This window comes from Schauerella aestuarii, from assembly GCF_009866805.1.
Lineage (GTDB): Bacteria > Pseudomonadota > Gammaproteobacteria > Burkholderiales > Burkholderiaceae_B > Schauerella > Schauerella aestuarii.
The window spans coordinates 190,373-206,947 of sequence record NZ_SIZW01000039.1 but is presented as its reverse complement, the minus strand read 5'-3'; the positions used below and the strand labels follow the sequence as shown (position 1 = coordinate 206,947).

Below are 16,575 nucleotides of genomic sequence, written 5' to 3'. Positions count from 1 at the left end.
AACGCGTGCCGTTCGCGGCGGTTGATCGGCCTGCCCCGCGCGCCGAGTTTCGAACGGCGCAACAGGCGACTGGCCCGGCGTCCCTGGCCCCGCGCGTAGCGACGACGCCGGCTCCTGCCCAGCGCGGCCTGTTTGACGACGTGCCGGCGCGGCGCGAGGCCGTCACCGCTTAGCGTTGAGTCGAGATGTCCCAGGCCCCGTTACCCATCCCCTCACCCTCGATGCGCACGGCCGTGCTCGAGAGTGCCACCGATCTTGCCGGCTTTCGGACCCAAGCCCGCGCGTTGCTCATCGCCGAAGTGCCGCCGCAGCAGGTAACGTGGATGCTTGCCGAGGGCCGCACTGGCGATCTGTTTGCCGCCGGGCCCGACACCCTGCCCGCCGTGCCGGCCGATAGCCCCGTGCCTGCAAACGCGCCCCGCGTGCCGGCATTCTTTCTGCAATGGTGCGAGACCGTGATTCTGCATCGCGAACCGCATCGTTTCGCCTTGCTGTACCGGATGTTATGGCGGCTCGTGCACCAGCCTTCCCTGCGCGAAGACACGCTCGACCCCGACCGGCTGCGCCTCGAAGACATGGCTCGCGAAGTGCGCCGCGACCTGCACAAGATGAAAGCTTTCGTGCGCTTTCGCCCGATCGCCGATCCCGATGGCGGCGAACCGGTGCATGTGGCGTGGTTCGAACCCTTGCATCACATCGTGGACGCGGTCACGCCGTTCTTCCAGAAGCGTTTCACCAGTATGCGGTGGGCCATCATGACGCCCGAGCGTTGTGTGCAATGGGACACGCATACGCTGTCGTTCACGGGCGGCGCACGGCGCGATCAAGCACCGGAGGCCGACGCCGGCGAGCAGTTGTGGCTCACCTATTACAAGCACATCTTCAATCCTGCGCGCTTGAAGGTGAAAATGATGGAAAAGGAAATGCCGCGCCGGTATTGGGCCAATCTGCCCGAGGCCGTGCTGATCGCACCGCTCACCGCCGAGGCCGCCCACCGCACGCAGGACATGATCGACCGCGACGCCACCGTGCCCGCCAAACGCCGACCGCGCAACGGTCCGGCGATCGCCGATGCCTCGACGATCCACACGCAGCCGTTGGGCGATGACGTGGTGATCGAAACGCTCGCGGCCTTGCGCCATGCCGCCGAACGTTGCCGAGCCTGTCCCATCGGCGAGCACGCGACTCAGGCGGTCTGCGGGGAAGGACCCGATCAGGCACGGCTGATGATCGTGGGCGAACAGCCGGGCGACCAGGAGGATCTGCAGGGCCGCCCGTTCGTGGGACCGGCGGGCAAGCTCTTCGATCGCGCGCTGGGCGAGCTGGGTTGGGATCGCAGCGTGATGTACGTCACCAATGCGGTCAAGCACTTCAAATTCGAACCCCGCGGCAAGCGGCGGATTCACAAAACCCCCACCCAGCACGAAGCCGCCGTGTGCGCCGACAATTGGCTCGAACGTGAAATCGCGCTGGTCAAGCCCGCCGCCATCATTGCCATGGGGGCCACGGCCGCGCGCGCCGTCGTCGGCCGGGCGGTGGCGGTCACCCGCGAGCGCGGCACATGGATGACGCGGCCCGATGGCGTGCCGGTGCTCATCACGTTTCATCCTTCCGCACTGCTGCGAGCGCCTGAGGAATCCAAGCCCGACGCCTACGCCGCCTGGGTACAGGATATTGCGCTCGCAAGCGAATACGCAACAACGTAACCGGGCGCATCAACCCTCTCGTTCCGGCTCGCCGATTGCTATGCTGTCGTTCTCCTGCAATCCGCACCCCGCATTCGATAGGCGTCTCAATGAGTCAGATTACCCCCACGAAAACGATTACCGTCCTGGCTGTCGAGGACGAAGATGCGGTTCGCGAGCTGCTGGCTGAATTCCTGCAGGAACTGGGCCACGCCTCGATCCAGGCTGCCAGTGGCGAGGAAGCGATCACCCACCTGGGCGACAAAGCCGGTGTCGACCTATTGGTGACCGACGTGCGCATGCCGGGCATGAGCGGCCTGGACATTGCCTGGCTGGCGCGCAAGAAGCGTCCAGACCTGCCGATCGTGTTCGTGACGGGGTATGCGCCGGAGCTCAACGATACGGGCCTGGCGCAAGAGCCGTTCACCGCCGTGCTGACCAAGCCATTTACGCTCGACCGCCTGCGCGGCGCAGTGGAAAAGGCGCTGGGCAGCAACCGAGCCTGAGCGATTCAGGGCACCGGCCGATCGCCGCGCCCATCGTCTCTGGAGCGCCGCGCTAGCCGAATACCGCCAGCGGCGCCCACACCGGCGCCGGTCGCGGCATTGCCAGGAAATGCTCCAGGATCAGATAATGGTCGTCGAGAAAGCGATCGGCATGGCCCGCGAGGTCGGCGATCGGCGTCCAGTGCGCGGCCATCGCATCGTCGGCGCCCTCCACTTGCGGCAGGGGCCCATCGCCTAGATCGAAGTAGTGCGCGTGCGTGACCGTGCGCCCCCGTTGGCTGCGATCGGGCCGATCGAAGACCGCAACGCCACGATAGATCGCGTCGACCGCCGCCATGTCGAGCGTCAAGCCGGTCTCTTCGCAAAGCTCGCGCACCGCAGCGTCAAACACCGTTTCCGAAGGCTCCAGAAACCCGCCCGGTACGGCATAGAGTCCCTTGCCGGGATGTTGGCCGCGTTCGACGAGCAACACGTGACCCGCGCAATGCACCACCGTGTCCACCGTCACGAAGATGGGCGGATAAGGCGCCACCGACCAGGCCTCACGATATCCGCGCAAGACACGCCACTCATCGGCGATCGCGGCGAAGGCCGGCGTCTGCATCCAGTGCGTCAGCGGCAAGTGTAACGGCGCGGGCACGTCGGCCACGACCGCATCGGGCAAGGTGGCAGGTGCAGTACACCCTCGAGGAACTGGATCTGCGTCGAAGAGCACATCGCGTAGCGCTGCTTCGATCGTGGCCTCGACGATGCCGGCGTTCGATGCACCCCTGGTTGCAGCGGAATCCGGCGCGACGGGCACATGCTCGGCATGCAACGCCACCGCCAGCTTGCCGATATCGTGCAGCGTCGCGATCTCGGCGGACGTTACCAGCACCGGGCGCGTATCGTCGTGCCACAGGTCCAAGTCTGCCAAGGTGCGCTGCAACGCGGCGCGCCACAAGCTATCGGTGTCTTCATCGCGCAGCGGCAGCACGCTCAAGCATGCCCGCTCTTCTGCCGAGAGCCCTTGCGCCAGCAGGGCCGCCACCATGGGCCAGTCGAACGGCTGGCGCGGCGATGGCGCCTGGTGGCTGCCGGCCAGCACCACGATGCCGCCCGCGCCCCGCGCTGCCATGCGCCGCAGAACGGCGAAGTCTGCTTGCGTGGGCGGCTGAAAGCGGCCGATGTAAATAGCAGGGGTGTTTACGGCAATGGCAGAGGGGTTTGCCGCGATGGCAGGCGTATTCACTACGGTGTTCTCGGAAGTCGGGGCAAGAGGGGATTCTGATTCGCTGGCAGGCCCGCTGCCGGACGAACGCCCTGCGGCGTTGGCCGCCGGAATTGAAAAATCGCCTGCGGGCGACAGCACCACAGGCGATTCGAGAATAACGGAACGATGAGGCGTCATGCCGCCAAGGATACCCGGGATCAACCGCCCAGATAGGCCTCGAGCACGCGCGGATGACCCAGCAAACTGCGGCCTTCGCCCGACAGCGCCATTTCGCCGTTTTCGAGCACGTAGCCTTGCTGTGCGATCTTGAGCGCCTGACGCACGTTTTGTTCAACGAGGAATAAGGTGAGTCCGTCGCCATTGATGGCGCGCAGCGAGCGGAAGATGTCCTGCACGACGATCGGCGCCAGGCCCATCGACGGTTCGTCGAGCAACAGCAAACGCGGTTTGGCCATCAGCGCACGGCCGATGGCCAGCATCTGTTGCTCACCGCCCGACAGGTTGCCGGCGATGCCGTCCAACCGCTCTTTCAAGCGCGGAAACAGATGAAACACGTATTCGAGATCGGTGCCGGCGTTCTTCAAGCCGCGGCGATACGCGCCCAGCTCCAGATTCTCACGCACGGTCATCGTGGTCAGGATCGCGCGGCCTTCGGCCACTTGTACGATGCCACGCGCCACGATCTGGTGCGGTGCCAGCTTGGTGATGTCTTCGCCTTCGAACAGCACCTTGCCGCGCGCCTTGGGCAACAGGCCCGATAACGCCAGCAGCGTGGTCGATTTGCCCGCGCCGTTGGCGCCCACCAGCGCCGTAATGGCATTGGCGTTCAGATCCAGGTCGATGCCGCGCACCGCTTCGATGTGGCCGTAATTGACTTCCAGCCCACGAACTTCCAGCATCGCGCTCATGCCTGGGCTCCCGTTGTTTCCATATCGTCTTCATCTTCTCGGCCCAGATAGGCCTCGATGACTTCCTCGTTGCTGCGGATGGCATCGGGGCCGCCACACGCGATGATCTTGCCGAAGTTGAGCACGGCGATCTGCTCGCACAGGCCCATCACGAACCGCATGTCGTGCTCGATCATCAGGATCGTGTAGCCGCGCTCGCGGATCGCGATGATTTCGCGCATCAGTTCGGCGCGTTCGCCGGTGTTCATGCCGGCCACCGGCTCGTCGAGCAACAGCAGCTTGGGCTCGGTCGCCAGGGCACGCGCGATTTCGAGACGGCGCTGTTCACCGTACGAGAGGTTGTCGGCCAGGTCGTTGGCCTTGTGCTCCAGACGCATCCACGTCAGCAGCTCAAGCGCACGCTCGCGCGCCCGGCGCTCTTGCTCGCGATAGCCCGGCAGGCTCAGCAGCAGGCCGGCGATCCCGTAATTCATGTGCCGGTAGGCACCCACGACCACGTTCTCGAGCAGCGTCATTTCCTTGAACAGGCGAATGTTCTGGAACGTGCGCGCCACGCCCGATCGCGTGATGCGGTGCGGCCGCTGACCCAGCAAACTCGTGCCTTGAAACTCGATCGATCCTGCCGTGGGGGCCAGCAGCCCGGTGATCAGGTTGAACACCGTGGTCTTGCCCGCGCCATTTGGGCCGATCAGGCCGAAGATCGAGCCTTCCGGCACCGACAGGTTCACATCGCGCAGCACGTGCAACCCGCCAAAACTCTTAGAGACGCCTTTCAACTCAAGCATGGCCTTTGCCTCCCTTGCGCATCCAGCGCTTGAAGCGCACCGGATCCCAGATACCTTGCGGCAAGAACAACACGATGAGAACGAGGATCACGCCGTTGACTACCAGGCGGATATCGCCGAAACCGCGCAGCATTTCGGGCAGCACCGTGACGATGGCACTGCCGAGTATGGGGCCGGTGAGGCCGCCGATACCGCCCAAAATTGCCATCGTCAAGATTTCCACGCCGCGGTCGAAACCGTATTCGCTGGGGCCGATGAAGAACGTCAGATGCGCATTGAGCGCGCCTGCCAGACCGGCGATGGCGCCGCCCAGTACGAACGCGGCCATCTTATTGGCGCGCACGTCGATGCCCATCAGGCTGGCGGCCGTTTCGTCGCCGCGAATGGCGTCGAAGGCCCGGCCCACCTTGGAGCGGCGCAGGCGCCATAGCACGAGCAATACCAGCACCACGGCCAGCAGCACATGCCACCACTGCGTCGACTGCGGAATGCCGTTCAGGCCGAGCGCGCCGCCGGTCACCGATTCGGTATTCAGAATCGTCACCCGCACGACCTCGCCAAACCCCAACGTGGCCATGGCGAGATACACGCCCGATAATCGGATGGTGGGCAGCCCGATGAGCGCCGCCACGATGGCCGGGGCGATCATGCCGCCCGCCAGCGCCACGGTAAAGGGCGCGTCGTAGTTCATGGTGAGCAAGGCGGCCGCGTAAGCCCCGATGCCCATGAAGGCGGCATTGGCCAGCGCCAGCATGCCGCACGCCAGCGTCAGCCAGATCGACAGCGCCAGCAAGGCGTTGGTGCCCAGCGTGAGAACCAGGTTGCCGTAAATGGCCCAGAAAGTATCGAATCCACTCATCACTTATGCCTTGCGCTGAACGACTTTGCCGAACAAACCTTGCGGACGAATCAGCAGGATGAGGAACAGCAGGCCGAACGCCACCGCGTCGCGCATCGTCGAGCCGATATAGGCCACCGACAGCACTTCCGCAAAACCCAGGAACAGGCCGCCGATCATGGCGCCACGAATATCGCCCATGCCGCCCAGGATGATGACCGCGATGCCTTTGTGCAGCATCGGCTGGCCCATCAGGGGGAAAAGCGCGTTGGAGTACAAGCCGATCAGCACGCCGGCGATGCCGCCGAGTGCCGACGCGGTGAACGAAGTCACCAGAAACAACCGTTCGACGTTGATGCCCAGAAGCGATGCCGCGCGCGGCGATTCGGCGATGGCGCGCAGGGCGCGGCCGAACTGCGTACGGTGCATCACGAACATCAGCACGGCCATGAGCGCAAACGACACGAAAATGATGCCGAGCTCGATGACGGTGACGTGCAGGCCTGCGATCTCGAGCGCCGTCTCGGGCACCGTGCCGTGCGGAAAGCGCAGGTTGCTGGCGCCGAAGATGCCCTGGATGCCGTTATTGATGATGATGCCCACACCGATGGTGGCGATCATGGGAATCAGGTGAGGCGCATTGCGACGGCGCAGGGGCTTGAGCACCAGCACGTCGATGATCACCCCGACCACACCGGCCACCACGCAGGCCACGACGATCGCCGCCCACAGCGGCAGGGCGAAGTTGTTGATCACGCTGAGCGCGGCGTACGCGCCCAGCATGAACACCGCGCCGTGCGCCAGGTTGATCACGCCGAGGACGCCGAACACCAGCGTGAACCCCAGCGCGAACAGCGCATACACGCAGCCTAACGACAGCGCGTTGACGAATTGTTGTTGCAACATGATGGCCTTCCAAAATCAAAAGCGCCTTGCGGGCGAGCTCGAGGGCGTCGTCCGCAAGGCGCACCCCCGCGGCCGCGGGAATGCTGTCGTGCGCGTGCTTATTGCTCGATCACGTACTTGCCGTCTTTCGTCACGCTGACGATCGGCTTTTGCTGCGCGTCGTAACCGGCGGGTTTGCCGGCACGATCGGTGGCTTGACGGAACTCGAAGGCACCCGTGGCGCCGGTCCACTTCACCGACGGCAATGCATCGCGCAAGGCCAGACGATCGGCGTTCAGGTCGCCGGTGCGCTTGGTGGCCTTGAGCGCCTGCGCTGCGATGTACATCGCGTCATAGGCTTGCGCGGCGAACTGGTCGGGCGAGTTGGTGTACTTGCCCTTGAACGCCTCGATGAACTTGGTGTTCTCGGGCGCTTTGTTTTCGATCGACCAGGGGCTGCCGATCCACAGATTGTTCGACGCGCCGCCGGTGGCGAGATCGAAAATCTTGACCGAGTTCATGCCGTTGCCGCCGATGACCGGCACATTCAGGCCGACCTGACGCGCCTGCACCATGATGGGCGCGCCTTCAGCCAGCAGGGCCGACAACACGAGGGCATCCGGGTTGGTGCCCTTGATCTTGGTGAGCTGGGCCTTGAAATCGACGTCGCCCTTGGCGAAGGTTTCCGTGGTCGTGACCGGAATCTTCTGATCGTCCAGGGCCTTCTTGAAGTTGTCGTAGCCGCTCTTGGTGAACACGTCGTCGTTGCCGTACAGCACGGCGACCTGCTTCAGACCCGTCTTGCGCTTGACCGTTTCGATCGTGGCCGGCAGCACGTCGGCTTCGGTGACCGAGTTGCGGAAAATGAAGTTGCCGATCGACGTGATGCCGTCAGCCGTATTGGAGGTGCCGAACGCGACCGTCTTGGCGGCCTGGGCCACGGGGTGCGCGGCTTGTGCCGAGTTCGACAGCGTGGGGCCGAACACCATCAGCACGCGATCCTGAAAAATCAGCTTTTTGAAGACGTTGATGGCTTCTTCTTTCTTGCCTTGCTCGTCTTCGACGACCAGCACGATCTTGTCGCCGTTGATGCCGCCTGCGGCATTGATCTCTTCCACGGCCAACTGGAAGCCATTGCGGATCGACGCGCCATATTGGGCGGCGCCGCCCGAGAGGGCTTCGGCCACACCGATCTTGATATCGGCGGCGTGTGCAGCGGGCAAGATGCCAGCGACGGCCAAAGCCATCAGCGAACGTTTGAACAGCATATTCATGGTTGTCACCACCCTTTCGGTCAGGCTATTTGTATTGTCTCCACCAGGTGCTCCCCGGCGTACGTGCGCAATTATTACCTCTTTCGTATCGCTCTGATACCTTCGGCACAGATTTGTGCGATGTAAACAGTGAAAATAGCTGCATATGCGCGAGAAGACACGACATTTCTCTGCTGCACCACGGCAATTCGGCCTTCTCCAGCCTGCTGGCGCGTTGCGCCGACAACACGTTCCAGGCGCGTCGGCGATACCGAACCCACCCCCCGGGCACGGCGATGGCTTTAGAATCGGCCCTTGAATCCTCCGTCTTACCGATGCCATGGCGCTTCCCGATCCCAATGTAGAAACCGTCTCCGTTCACGTTACCGGCCGCGTGCAGGGCGTGGGCTATCGCGCATTCACCGTGCGCCATGCCCGTCTGGTGGGCGCATACGGCTGGGTATTGAACGATGAAGACGGCACGGTTCGCGCCATGGTGCAGGGCACACCGGATCAGGTCGACCGGATGCTTGAATTCATGCGCCGCGGCCCGCCAGGTGCCTTCGTGCGCGAATTGACCAGCACCCCCGAGTACATCGACCGCCGTTTCGCGCGGTTCGAACAGCATTGAGCCTCCGCTTCCCTTTCGCCCACACCGCCATGACTGCGTCCCCGACTTCCGCTGCGTCCACGCTGGCCGCCAACGTACCTGCTGCAGCAACAGATCCGTCAACGGCAGCGCCCCCCGCATCAGCGGCATCGGGCGCAGCGCCCGTGCTGTCGCAGCGGTTGCGCACAGAGACCGCCACGCAGCATGAGCGCATGCACACGTTGATGGCCGAGGGCAAACCGTTCGCCGATCGGGAAGCCTACGCGCGCTTTGTGGCGGCGCAATATGAATTTCAGCGCGACGTCGAACATCTGTTTGCGGCGCCCGAACTCCGCGCTGCCGTGCCGGATATCGACATGCGCGGTCGCCAAAGCGCCTCGCAAGCGGATCTGGCCGACCTGGGCGCCGCCGTGCCGACAGGCCCGCTGGCCACTCAACATATCGGCATGCCGGAAGCGCTCGGGTGGCTGTATGTGTCGGAAGGCTCGACGCTCGGCGCCGCGTTCCTCTTCAAGGAAGCGCAATCCGCCCTCGGCCTGACGGCCGACTTCGGTGCGCGCAACCTGGCGGCCTATCCGGAAGGCCGGGCCCGCGCGTGGAAGCAATTCGTGGCGGCGCTGGACGCGACGCCGCCCGACGTTCATGACGGTGCCATCGCCGGCGCCAATGCCGCCTACGACCGGTTCGGCGCCCTGCTTCGGCATCATTTCGATCTATGAGCACACCGGGCGACCGAACGCCCCCGCCGGTCGCCTCCGGCCCCTTGCGTTGGCTCTATGGCGCGCTCGCCGTGCTGTGCATCGTGCTGGCCGTGATCGGTGTGATTCTGCCCGGCATGCCCACCACGGTATTCGTGATCGGCGCGGCGTGGGCGGCCACCCGCAGTTCACCCCGGCTACATGCCTGGCTGCTCGCGCACCGCATCTTCGGCCCCAGCCTGCGCAACTGGGAAGATGGCGGGCGCATGACCCGACGCGCCAAATGGGCCGCCACGATCGCCATGAGCGGTGGCGCGGCCGTGATCTGCTGGACGATACGCCCCGTGTGGGCGGCCGCCGCGCTGATCGCCGTCATGGCGTGCGTGCTGGCGTGGCTGTGGCACCGGCCGGAGCCTGAGGCGGCCACCCCGCCGGGTTGACGTCAGGCCGCCATGGCCCGCAGTTGCGCCAGCAGGGCTTCCGGCACCTCCACGCCTTCGGCGTGTGCGCGATCGCGCAAGGCCCGCCGCCGCTCACCCGGCAAGCGCACGCCGTCATCCTCGAGCATGGCGGTCAGCAATGTCTCGACGCGTGCCAGATAGGTTTCCCGGCCCGCAAGCGCCGCAGGATCGATCGCGATGAACGCCTGGCCGATCCGGGTGGGACCGCCCGCGTCTTCGAAGAACGACGCCGTCTCGAATCCGAATTGCGAACCGGTAAGCGCCACCACGAGCAGCTCCACGATCAGCGCCAGCATCGCGCCTTTCACCCCGCCTGCCGGCAACATGCTGCCAGCCAGCGCGGCACGGGCATCGGTGGTGGGCCGGCCATCGGCATCGATGGCCCAGCCTTCCGGAATGGGCTTGTTGTCGCGGGCGGCCATCATGATCTTGCCACGTGCCACCTCGGATAGCGACAGATCGATCAACAACGGAGCGCCGTGAGCACGTGGAAAAATGGCGGCGATCGGATTGGTGCCGAAAAGCGCCCGCTTGCCGCCCCAGGCCGGCATGGCGGCCGGCGAGTTGCTGATCGCCAGCCCGACCAGGCCCGCATCCGCCAACGCCTCGAGGTGATAGGCCGCCGCGCCGAAGTGATGACTATTGGCGATCCCCGCGCAGGCAATGCCGTATTGCGGCGCGCGTGCAATGCATTCCGCGATCCCCATGGCGCAGGCTGAAAACGCCAGCCCTGATCCCGCATCCACCAGCACCGTGCCGCCCCGCTGATTGGCAATGCGCGGTTGCGCCGACCCGATCGCACGCCCTGCTTTCAGATGCCCGGCATAAAACGGCACGCGCGACACGCCGTGCGAGGCCAGCCCATCGCCTTCGGCATACACCAAGGCCCGCGCCGTGGCCTCCGCCATCGCGGGATGGGCACCGCTTTTGGCCAGCGCGGCTTGCGCCAGGGCATGAAGTTCGGGCAACACGATCTGCGTCATGATCCGTCCTGGAAGTTTTGCCACGCTGCAGGCGTGACGAGAGGCGGTGGCGTGTCTCGGTGCCACCGTCGGGTAAATGCGGGAACGCGCATGGCCGCAAGGGCCACGGCAGCGGCAATGACGCAAGCCCGGGTCAAGACGATGGCGCAAGCCGTCGCCAGACCCGCGGGGCGATCGTTCAGTTCGCTGCGACCAGGCTCAGGGCATCGGCCACGCGCTCGGCCACCAGGCCCGATACACGCACGTTGGCCTCGGCCGTCAGCCCCGCGATATGCGGCGTCAAAATCAGATTGGGCGCGCCCACCAGGGGGCTGCCGGCCTTCAGCGGTTCGTCTTCGAACACATCCAGCGCCGCGCCGCCGAGCGCACCCGATTTCAGCGCTTGCGCCAGGGCATGCTCGTCGACCACGCCGCCACGCGCCGTGTTGATGAGGATCGCGCCGCGCTTCATGCTGGCGATACGGGCCGCGTCGAGCAGATGACGGGTGCCGTCGGTGAGCGGCACATGCAGCGTGACCACGTCGGCCTGCGCGAGCACGTCTTCCAGTTCGCCGCGCTGCACGCGACGTTGCTGCCAGCGTTCGTCGTCGGCGCTGATGGCCGCATCGCTGGCAATCACGCGCATCCCCAGGCCATGCGCCAGTTGCGCGACCAGTCGCCCGATGCCGCCGAAGCCCACGATGCCCATCGTGCGCTCGCTGGCTTCGAGCCCGTTTGAAAGTTCATTGCGCGGCCATTTGCCCGCCGCCACGTCGGCCGACGCGCCGAACGCGCCGCGCAGCAGCACCAGTGTGGCCGTGATCACATACTCGGCCACGGCCCGCGCATTGGCGCCGGTGGCGGGATGCACCGCCACATTGGCCGCGGCGCACGCCGGCATATCGATGTTGTCCAGGCCCACGCCCAACCGTCCCACCACCCGCAATCGTTTCGCGTGCTTGAGCAATTCGGTGTCGACCTGCGTGCGATTGCGCACGATCAGGCCCTCGGCATCGGCCACGGCGGCGAGCAGCGCCGCCCGATCGTCCACGAGTTCGGGCACATAACGCACCTGAAATTTGTGGCGCAGCAGGGCCACGGCGGCCTCGTCCATGAACTCGGAAATCACAATGGTGGTCGTCATTTTGTCATCCTCTGTTTTATGCGCGCCGGTTGCCGTGAGGCACGCCGGCAGATCGCCTGGTCGTAGGTACCGCGATCGCCGGATGCACACCTGCCGCATCCACGTGTCGAGACCCGCGTCATGACAGTACTCCGCAATCCGGCGTTTGCGTAGTCATCCCTGCGGGCCGGGCGATCGCGCGAGCATCGGCGGCACCCCTGCGCAGGGCTCACGACGTCGTAATGTTCGCTTCCTTGATGATGCCGCGCCAGCGCGTGACCTCACCCGATAGATAGGTGCCGAAGGCTTGGGCATCGCGCGGTTGCGGCATGAAACCCAACTGCATCAGCGACTGGGCCATGGCGGGTTTGGAGAGTTGCGCCACGATGGCCTGGCTCACGCGTGTGACGATCGCCGGCGGCATGCCGGCCGGCCCCATCACTCCGGTAAAGTTTTCCACCACCAGATCGGGCAACCCCACTTCGGCCACGGTGGGCACGTCGGGCAACTCCTTGGTGCGCGTCTTGGTGGTCACGGCCAGCGCGCGCAGCTCGCCGCTCTTCACAAAAGCCAACGACTCGGGATAGTTCGAGAACACCACGTCCACATGGCCGCCGATCAGATCGGTGAGCGACGGTGTGCCGCCTTTGTACGGCACGTGCATGAGCTTGGCGCCCGTGATCCTTTGATAAAGCGCCATCGTCAGATGCGGCGGCGTGCCGTTGCCGCTCGAGCCTGTCGACAGCGCCTTCGTCTTGGCGGCCTCGGCCAGATCCTGCATCGACTTGATCGGGCTTTTCGAGCTCACCACCACCATGATCGGCGATGAGGCCAGCCCGGCGATCGGCGTGAGATCTTTGAGCAGTTCATAACCCGCCCGGCCCTCGAAAAGGGTGGCATTGGCGGCATGCGACAAGGTCATGGCCAGCCACGTATAGCCATCGGCCGGCGCGCGGCTCACAAACGCCGCACCGATGTTGGCGTTGCCGCCGGGCTTGTTTTCGATCACCACGTTCCATTTTTCGGCGTCGCTCAGCGCCTTGGCGACCTGGCGCGCGGCCACATCGGTGAGGCCGCCGGCCGGAAACGGCACCACGTAGTTGATCGGCCGGTCGGCTGGCCACGCGGCGCCGGCCGGGGCGGCGCGTGCGTCGTGGCCGAAGCCTGCGGCACTCAACCCTGCAGCACTAAGGCCTGCAGCACCGAATGCGGCCAGAACACGCCTGCGGTGTGCATCGATGGGGGTATGCGAATGGCTCATGAACTGCTCCTCCGGTGGATGGTGGCCCGTTGAAGGAGGCTTACCCGCTCGGCTGCCGCGAGACTGACCTCAAGGCCTTGTTTTTGTTCTGCTGCCACGGCACATGCACGTCAGACGATTGGCGAGGGCGTCATCGTCCAGGCGCACATGCGAAAAGTAGATGCGATCCGATACCGGATCGCGATCGAGCGCCGCAGCGCCCGACCGCCTCGTTCAGCGTCTCAGGCGCTTTCGAACAGTCGCGTCAACACGAACTCGCGATGCCCCAGGGCTTCCGCGGCCGTCCAGCGCCCATTAGCCGTGGCGAGCATGCATTCGAGCAGCTTGTCGCCGGCCTGATCCAGATCGATCTCACGCTGCAGCAAAGCCGACGTGTCCACATCCACGTGCTCGGACATCGTGCGTACCGTGCGCGGATTGGCGCAGATCTTGATCACCGGCAGAATCGGATTGCCGATCACATTGCCCTGGCCCGTGGGAAAGAAGTGCACCACGTAGCCCGAGGCGGCGCAGAGGGTGACCATCTCGGCGGCGGCCGATGACGAATCCATGAACCAGAGTCCCTTGCCATCCGGGATCTCGGCCTTGTCGATCACACCGTCGACTTTGCATTGCTTGCCGATCTTCTGGATGTTGCCCAATGCCTTTTCTTCGATGGTGGTCAGCCCGCCGGCGATGTTCCCCTTGGTGGGCTGCGATTCCGACAGATCGCTGGTCTTCCAGCGATCGATCATGTCCTGGTAGCGATTGAACATGAACATGAACTTCTCGCGCACAGCGTCGGTGGCGCAGCGATCGGCCACGATGTTCTCGCCACCGGTCAGTTCGGACGTCTCGCCAAACACCAGCGTATTGCCCGTGGCGTACAACTTGTCGAACGCGTTGCCTACCGTGGGGTTGGCACCGCAACCCGACGTCGTATCCGACTCACCGCATTTGGTCGACACCCACAGTTCTTCGATCGGGCAGGTTTCGCGCGTCAAGGCGGTGGCGAAGTGCACGTATTCCTTGGCTTGCTTGGACGCCCGCATGATGGTGTCGTGGTCACCATGCAATTCGATGCTGAAGCCGGCCACCGGCTTGCCTGTTTTGGCGATGCCGTCAACCACGCGCTTGGTCCAGCCTTCTTCGATGCCGATCACGATCACGGCGGCCACGTTGGGGTTTGACCCCGTGCCGATCAGCGTGCGGAAGTGCAGTTCGAGATCCTCGCCAAACTGCAGGCGGCCATAAGGGTGCGGCAACGCCATCGTCCCCTTGATGTTGTTGGCCACGGCCTCGGCGGCGGCATTGGAGATGTCGTCCACGGGAAGCACGATGACGTGATTGCGCACGCCGACGCGGCCGTTCTCGCGGCGGTAACCCTGGAAAGTCGTTTGAGCGGTGATGACAGGCATGAGTGTCCTTTGAGCGTAGGGGAGAAGGCCGTGCGGCTTACCAGCGCTTGGTCTTGATGTTGTGCACGTGGGCGTGCTGGCCGGCCTTGATGGGCGCGACGACCTTGCCGATATCCACCCCGTACTTGAAAACCGTGTCGCCCTGCGCCATGTCGCGCATGGCGACCTTGTGCCCGATCGGGATGTCCTGCAGCGCTTTGACCTGGATGACGGTGTCGTCATCCATGATCCACGCATTCATCTCGGTGCCCGCCGAGACGCCTTCGACCACCGCCACGGCAACGGTGTCCTTCGCATCGTGCAAAACGGCATGAATCATGTCTCTTCCTTTTTTCTGGTTTGCGATTCGTGGGCAAATCTTAAGACCACAAAAATCACATGTCAACTAGGTCATATACATGATTGATATGAATTGCAGGGATGACGCCGGCCCCGCTACAATTCGTGCTCTGCAACACTGTGCTTCGTCATGACTTCATCGCCCTCTACCGCCGTGCCGCTGGGCACCCCGCTTTACCTGCAAGTGAAGGACGCCGTGCTGGCGGCCCTGGCGCAGGGCGAGTGGAAACAAGGCGATGCCATCCCGTCCGAGAAATTGCTGTCGGAGCGCTTCGGCGTGTCGATCGGCACGCTGCGCAAGGCCATCGACGAGCTCGCGGCCGAAAACATCCTCACGCGTCATCAGGGGCGGGGCACCTATGTGTCGGAGCACACCCGCAATCCACACTTCTTCAAGTTCTTCCGTATCCAGCGCAACGACGGCCACAAGGCCTACCCCACGACGCGGCTGGTGCGTTTCAAACGCGTCCGCGCCAACGCCGCCGCGCGCGAGGTGCTGGGGCTGCCTGCCGGTAGCCATGTGTTCGAGTTTCTGAATGTGCTGGCGCTCAACGGCGACGTGGTGCTGGCCGATACGATCGCGTTGCCCGAAGCCCTGTTCAGCGGCATGACGGATGCCGACCTGCGCGACCGCTCGAGCACGCTGTACCGCTTCTACCAGGAACGCTTCGGCGTGAACGTTATCGCCACCGACGAACGCGTGCGCACCTGCCGCGCCGAAGCGCCGTTTACCGAGCTGCTCGATGTGCCGGAAGGCGAACCGCTGCTCGAGATTCGGCGCGTGGCGTTCTCGTATCACGGGCAACCGGTCGAGTGGCGCGTATCGCGCGTGAATACGGCACGCTACGACTATCTGGGCCAGGAGCCCGGCGCAATGGTCGGCAAGGCGGGCTGACCGGGGCCGGCCGATGTGAGCGGTCCAACACGGGTGATCTGACACGGGCGGGCAACAACGCGCGGCCGGTTAACGGGTACGATGGCAAGCACAACCTCACCCCTGCACCGGAGCGCACAGCCTGTACGCCGCCCTGCACCCAACCGCTCGCCCGCACCCGATTCGAGATGCCATGACGCCGCTGACGTTGCTCGACGATGAAGACATTGTCGTTCGCCCGCTGCATATGGACGAAGCCGACGCCCTGTGCGAGGCGGTCGTGGCCTCGTCGGCCGAGATCGCACCGTGGCAAAGCTGGTGCACGCCAGACTTTGCGGTGCGCGAAGCCCGCGCCTTTCTCCAGAGCAGTGTGCAGGAGCGCGCCCGCCGCCGCGCATTCGACTTCGGCATTGTCGAGCGCACCACGGGGGCCATCCTGGGGGTGGTGTCGATCAACGGCATCGATGACGAACATCGCGTGGGCAATCTGGGCTACTGGGTGCGGTCTACCGTTGCCGGTCACGGCCTGGCCACCCGGGTCGCCCGCCGCGTGGCGAGCTTCGGCTTTTTCGAGCTGGACCTGAACCGCATCGAAATCGTCGCGGCCACCGGCAACCGGGCCAGTTGCCGCGTGGCCGAGAAACTTGGCGCGCAGCACGAATGCGTGGCGCGCCACCGCTTGATGCTGCATGGCGAGGCCATCGACGCGCACGTGTACGCCCTGCTGCCGGGCGACCTCCAAGCGTAGAATTCCAGGCATCGAGCTAAAGAGGGCAC

Annotated in this window: 18 protein-coding genes; 7 read left to right on the top strand and 11 right to left on the bottom strand. The window is 64.7% G+C overall.

Going from position 1 to position 16,575, the window contains the following annotated elements; translation table 11 throughout:
- The first annotated feature begins 185 nt into the window (after window positions 1–185).
- Window positions 186–1,706: a UdgX family uracil-DNA binding protein gene (locus EYW45_RS04035; protein ID WP_235938834.1), complete on the top strand. Its 1,521-nt coding sequence runs from the start codon at window positions 186–188 to the stop codon at window positions 1,704–1,706.
- 89 nt (window positions 1,707–1,795) lie between these two features.
- Window positions 1,796–2,191, top strand: coding sequence for a response regulator (locus EYW45_RS04030; protein ID WP_161134086.1), 396 nt, complete (start codon window positions 1,796–1,798; stop codon window positions 2,189–2,191).
- Between the two features lie 52 nt (window positions 2,192–2,243).
- On the opposite strand, the gene EYW45_RS04025 is transcribed toward EYW45_RS04030, so the two are convergent.
- The 6 genes from EYW45_RS04025 to EYW45_RS04000 form a co-directional block, all read right to left on the bottom strand.
- Complete coding sequence (locus tag EYW45_RS04025; protein ID WP_161134085.1) at window positions 2,244–3,581, bottom strand: NUDIX domain-containing protein; 1,338 nt, start codon at window positions 3,579–3,581, stop codon at window positions 2,244–2,246.
- Window positions 3,582–3,601: 20 nt separating this feature from the next.
- A complete protein-coding gene (locus EYW45_RS04020; RefSeq protein WP_161134084.1) occupies window positions 3,602–4,312 on the bottom strand; it encodes an ABC transporter ATP-binding protein in 711 nt (236 codons plus the stop codon).
- Window positions 4,309–5,097: an ABC transporter ATP-binding protein gene (locus tag EYW45_RS04015; protein ID WP_161134083.1), complete on the bottom strand. Its 789-nt coding sequence runs from the start codon at window positions 5,095–5,097 to the stop codon at window positions 4,309–4,311. The genes EYW45_RS04020 and EYW45_RS04015 overlap by 4 nt, the downstream gene beginning before the upstream one ends.
- Window positions 5,090–5,956 carry a branched-chain amino acid ABC transporter permease gene (locus EYW45_RS04010; protein WP_161134082.1) on the bottom strand — a complete coding sequence of 289 codons (867 nt, stop codon included), beginning with the start codon at window positions 5,954–5,956 and terminating at the stop codon, window positions 5,090–5,092. The genes EYW45_RS04015 and EYW45_RS04010 overlap by 8 nt, the downstream gene beginning before the upstream one ends.
- Window positions 5,957–5,959: 3 nt before the next feature.
- Complete coding sequence (locus tag EYW45_RS04005; RefSeq protein WP_161134081.1) at window positions 5,960–6,841, bottom strand: branched-chain amino acid ABC transporter permease; 882 nt, start codon at window positions 6,839–6,841, stop codon at window positions 5,960–5,962.
- A gap of 98 nt (window positions 6,842–6,939) precedes the next feature.
- A complete protein-coding gene (locus tag EYW45_RS04000; RefSeq protein WP_161134080.1) occupies window positions 6,940–8,094 on the bottom strand; it encodes an ABC transporter substrate-binding protein in 1,155 nt (384 codons plus the stop codon).
- Window positions 8,095–8,413: 319 nt separating this feature from the next.
- Between EYW45_RS04000 and EYW45_RS03995 the strand changes: the two genes are divergently transcribed.
- Genes EYW45_RS03995 through EYW45_RS03985 form a run of 3 tightly spaced genes read left to right on the top strand, consistent with a single transcriptional unit; the run spans window position 8,414 to window position 9,821 of the window.
- Complete coding sequence (locus EYW45_RS03995) at window positions 8,414–8,704, top strand: acylphosphatase (protein ID WP_161134079.1); 291 nt, start codon at window positions 8,414–8,416, stop codon at window positions 8,702–8,704.
- Window positions 8,705–8,733: 29 nt separating this feature from the next.
- Complete coding sequence (locus EYW45_RS03990; RefSeq protein ID WP_161134078.1) at window positions 8,734–9,402, top strand: biliverdin-producing heme oxygenase; 669 nt, start codon at window positions 8,734–8,736, stop codon at window positions 9,400–9,402.
- Window positions 9,399–9,821, top strand: coding sequence for a YbaN family protein (locus tag EYW45_RS03985; protein ID WP_161134077.1), 423 nt, complete (start codon window positions 9,399–9,401; stop codon window positions 9,819–9,821). The genes EYW45_RS03990 and EYW45_RS03985 overlap by 4 nt, the downstream gene beginning before the upstream one ends.
- A gap of 2 nt (window positions 9,822–9,823) precedes the next feature.
- Here the strand turns inward: EYW45_RS03985 and EYW45_RS03980 are convergent, their stop codons facing one another.
- The 5 genes from EYW45_RS03980 to EYW45_RS03960 all read right to left on the bottom strand — a co-directional run bounded on the left by EYW45_RS03980 (window position 9,824) and on the right by EYW45_RS03960 (window position 14,904).
- Window positions 9,824–10,825: an Ldh family oxidoreductase gene (locus EYW45_RS03980; protein ID WP_161134076.1), complete on the bottom strand. Its 1,002-nt coding sequence runs from the start codon at window positions 10,823–10,825 to the stop codon at window positions 9,824–9,826.
- A 178-nt stretch (window positions 10,826–11,003) separates the two neighbouring features.
- A complete protein-coding gene (locus EYW45_RS03975; RefSeq protein ID WP_161134075.1) occupies window positions 11,004–11,948 on the bottom strand; it encodes a hydroxyacid dehydrogenase in 945 nt (314 codons plus the stop codon).
- A 208-nt stretch (window positions 11,949–12,156) separates the two neighbouring features.
- Complete coding sequence (locus EYW45_RS03970) at window positions 12,157–13,188, bottom strand: Bug family tripartite tricarboxylate transporter substrate binding protein (protein ID WP_161134074.1); 1,032 nt, start codon at window positions 13,186–13,188, stop codon at window positions 12,157–12,159.
- A 221-nt stretch (window positions 13,189–13,409) separates the two neighbouring features.
- Window positions 13,410–14,585, bottom strand: a complete 1,176-nt coding sequence (locus EYW45_RS03965; protein WP_161134073.1) for a UxaA family hydrolase — start codon at window positions 14,583–14,585, stop codon at window positions 13,410–13,412.
- A gap of 37 nt (window positions 14,586–14,622) precedes the next feature.
- On the bottom strand, window positions 14,623–14,904 hold the full coding sequence (locus EYW45_RS03960) for a UxaA family hydrolase (RefSeq protein ID WP_161134072.1): 282 nt from the start codon (window positions 14,902–14,904) through the stop codon (window positions 14,623–14,625).
- 150 nt (window positions 14,905–15,054) lie between these two features.
- On the opposite strand from EYW45_RS03960, the gene EYW45_RS03955 reads away from it, so the two are divergent.
- Complete coding sequence (locus tag EYW45_RS03955) at window positions 15,055–15,819, top strand: GntR family transcriptional regulator (protein WP_161134071.1); 765 nt, start codon at window positions 15,055–15,057, stop codon at window positions 15,817–15,819.
- A 172-nt stretch (window positions 15,820–15,991) separates the two neighbouring features.
- Complete coding sequence (locus tag EYW45_RS03950) at window positions 15,992–16,546, top strand: GNAT family N-acetyltransferase (protein WP_161134070.1); 555 nt, start codon at window positions 15,992–15,994, stop codon at window positions 16,544–16,546.
- The last annotated feature ends 29 nt before the right edge of the window (window positions 16,547–16,575 follow it).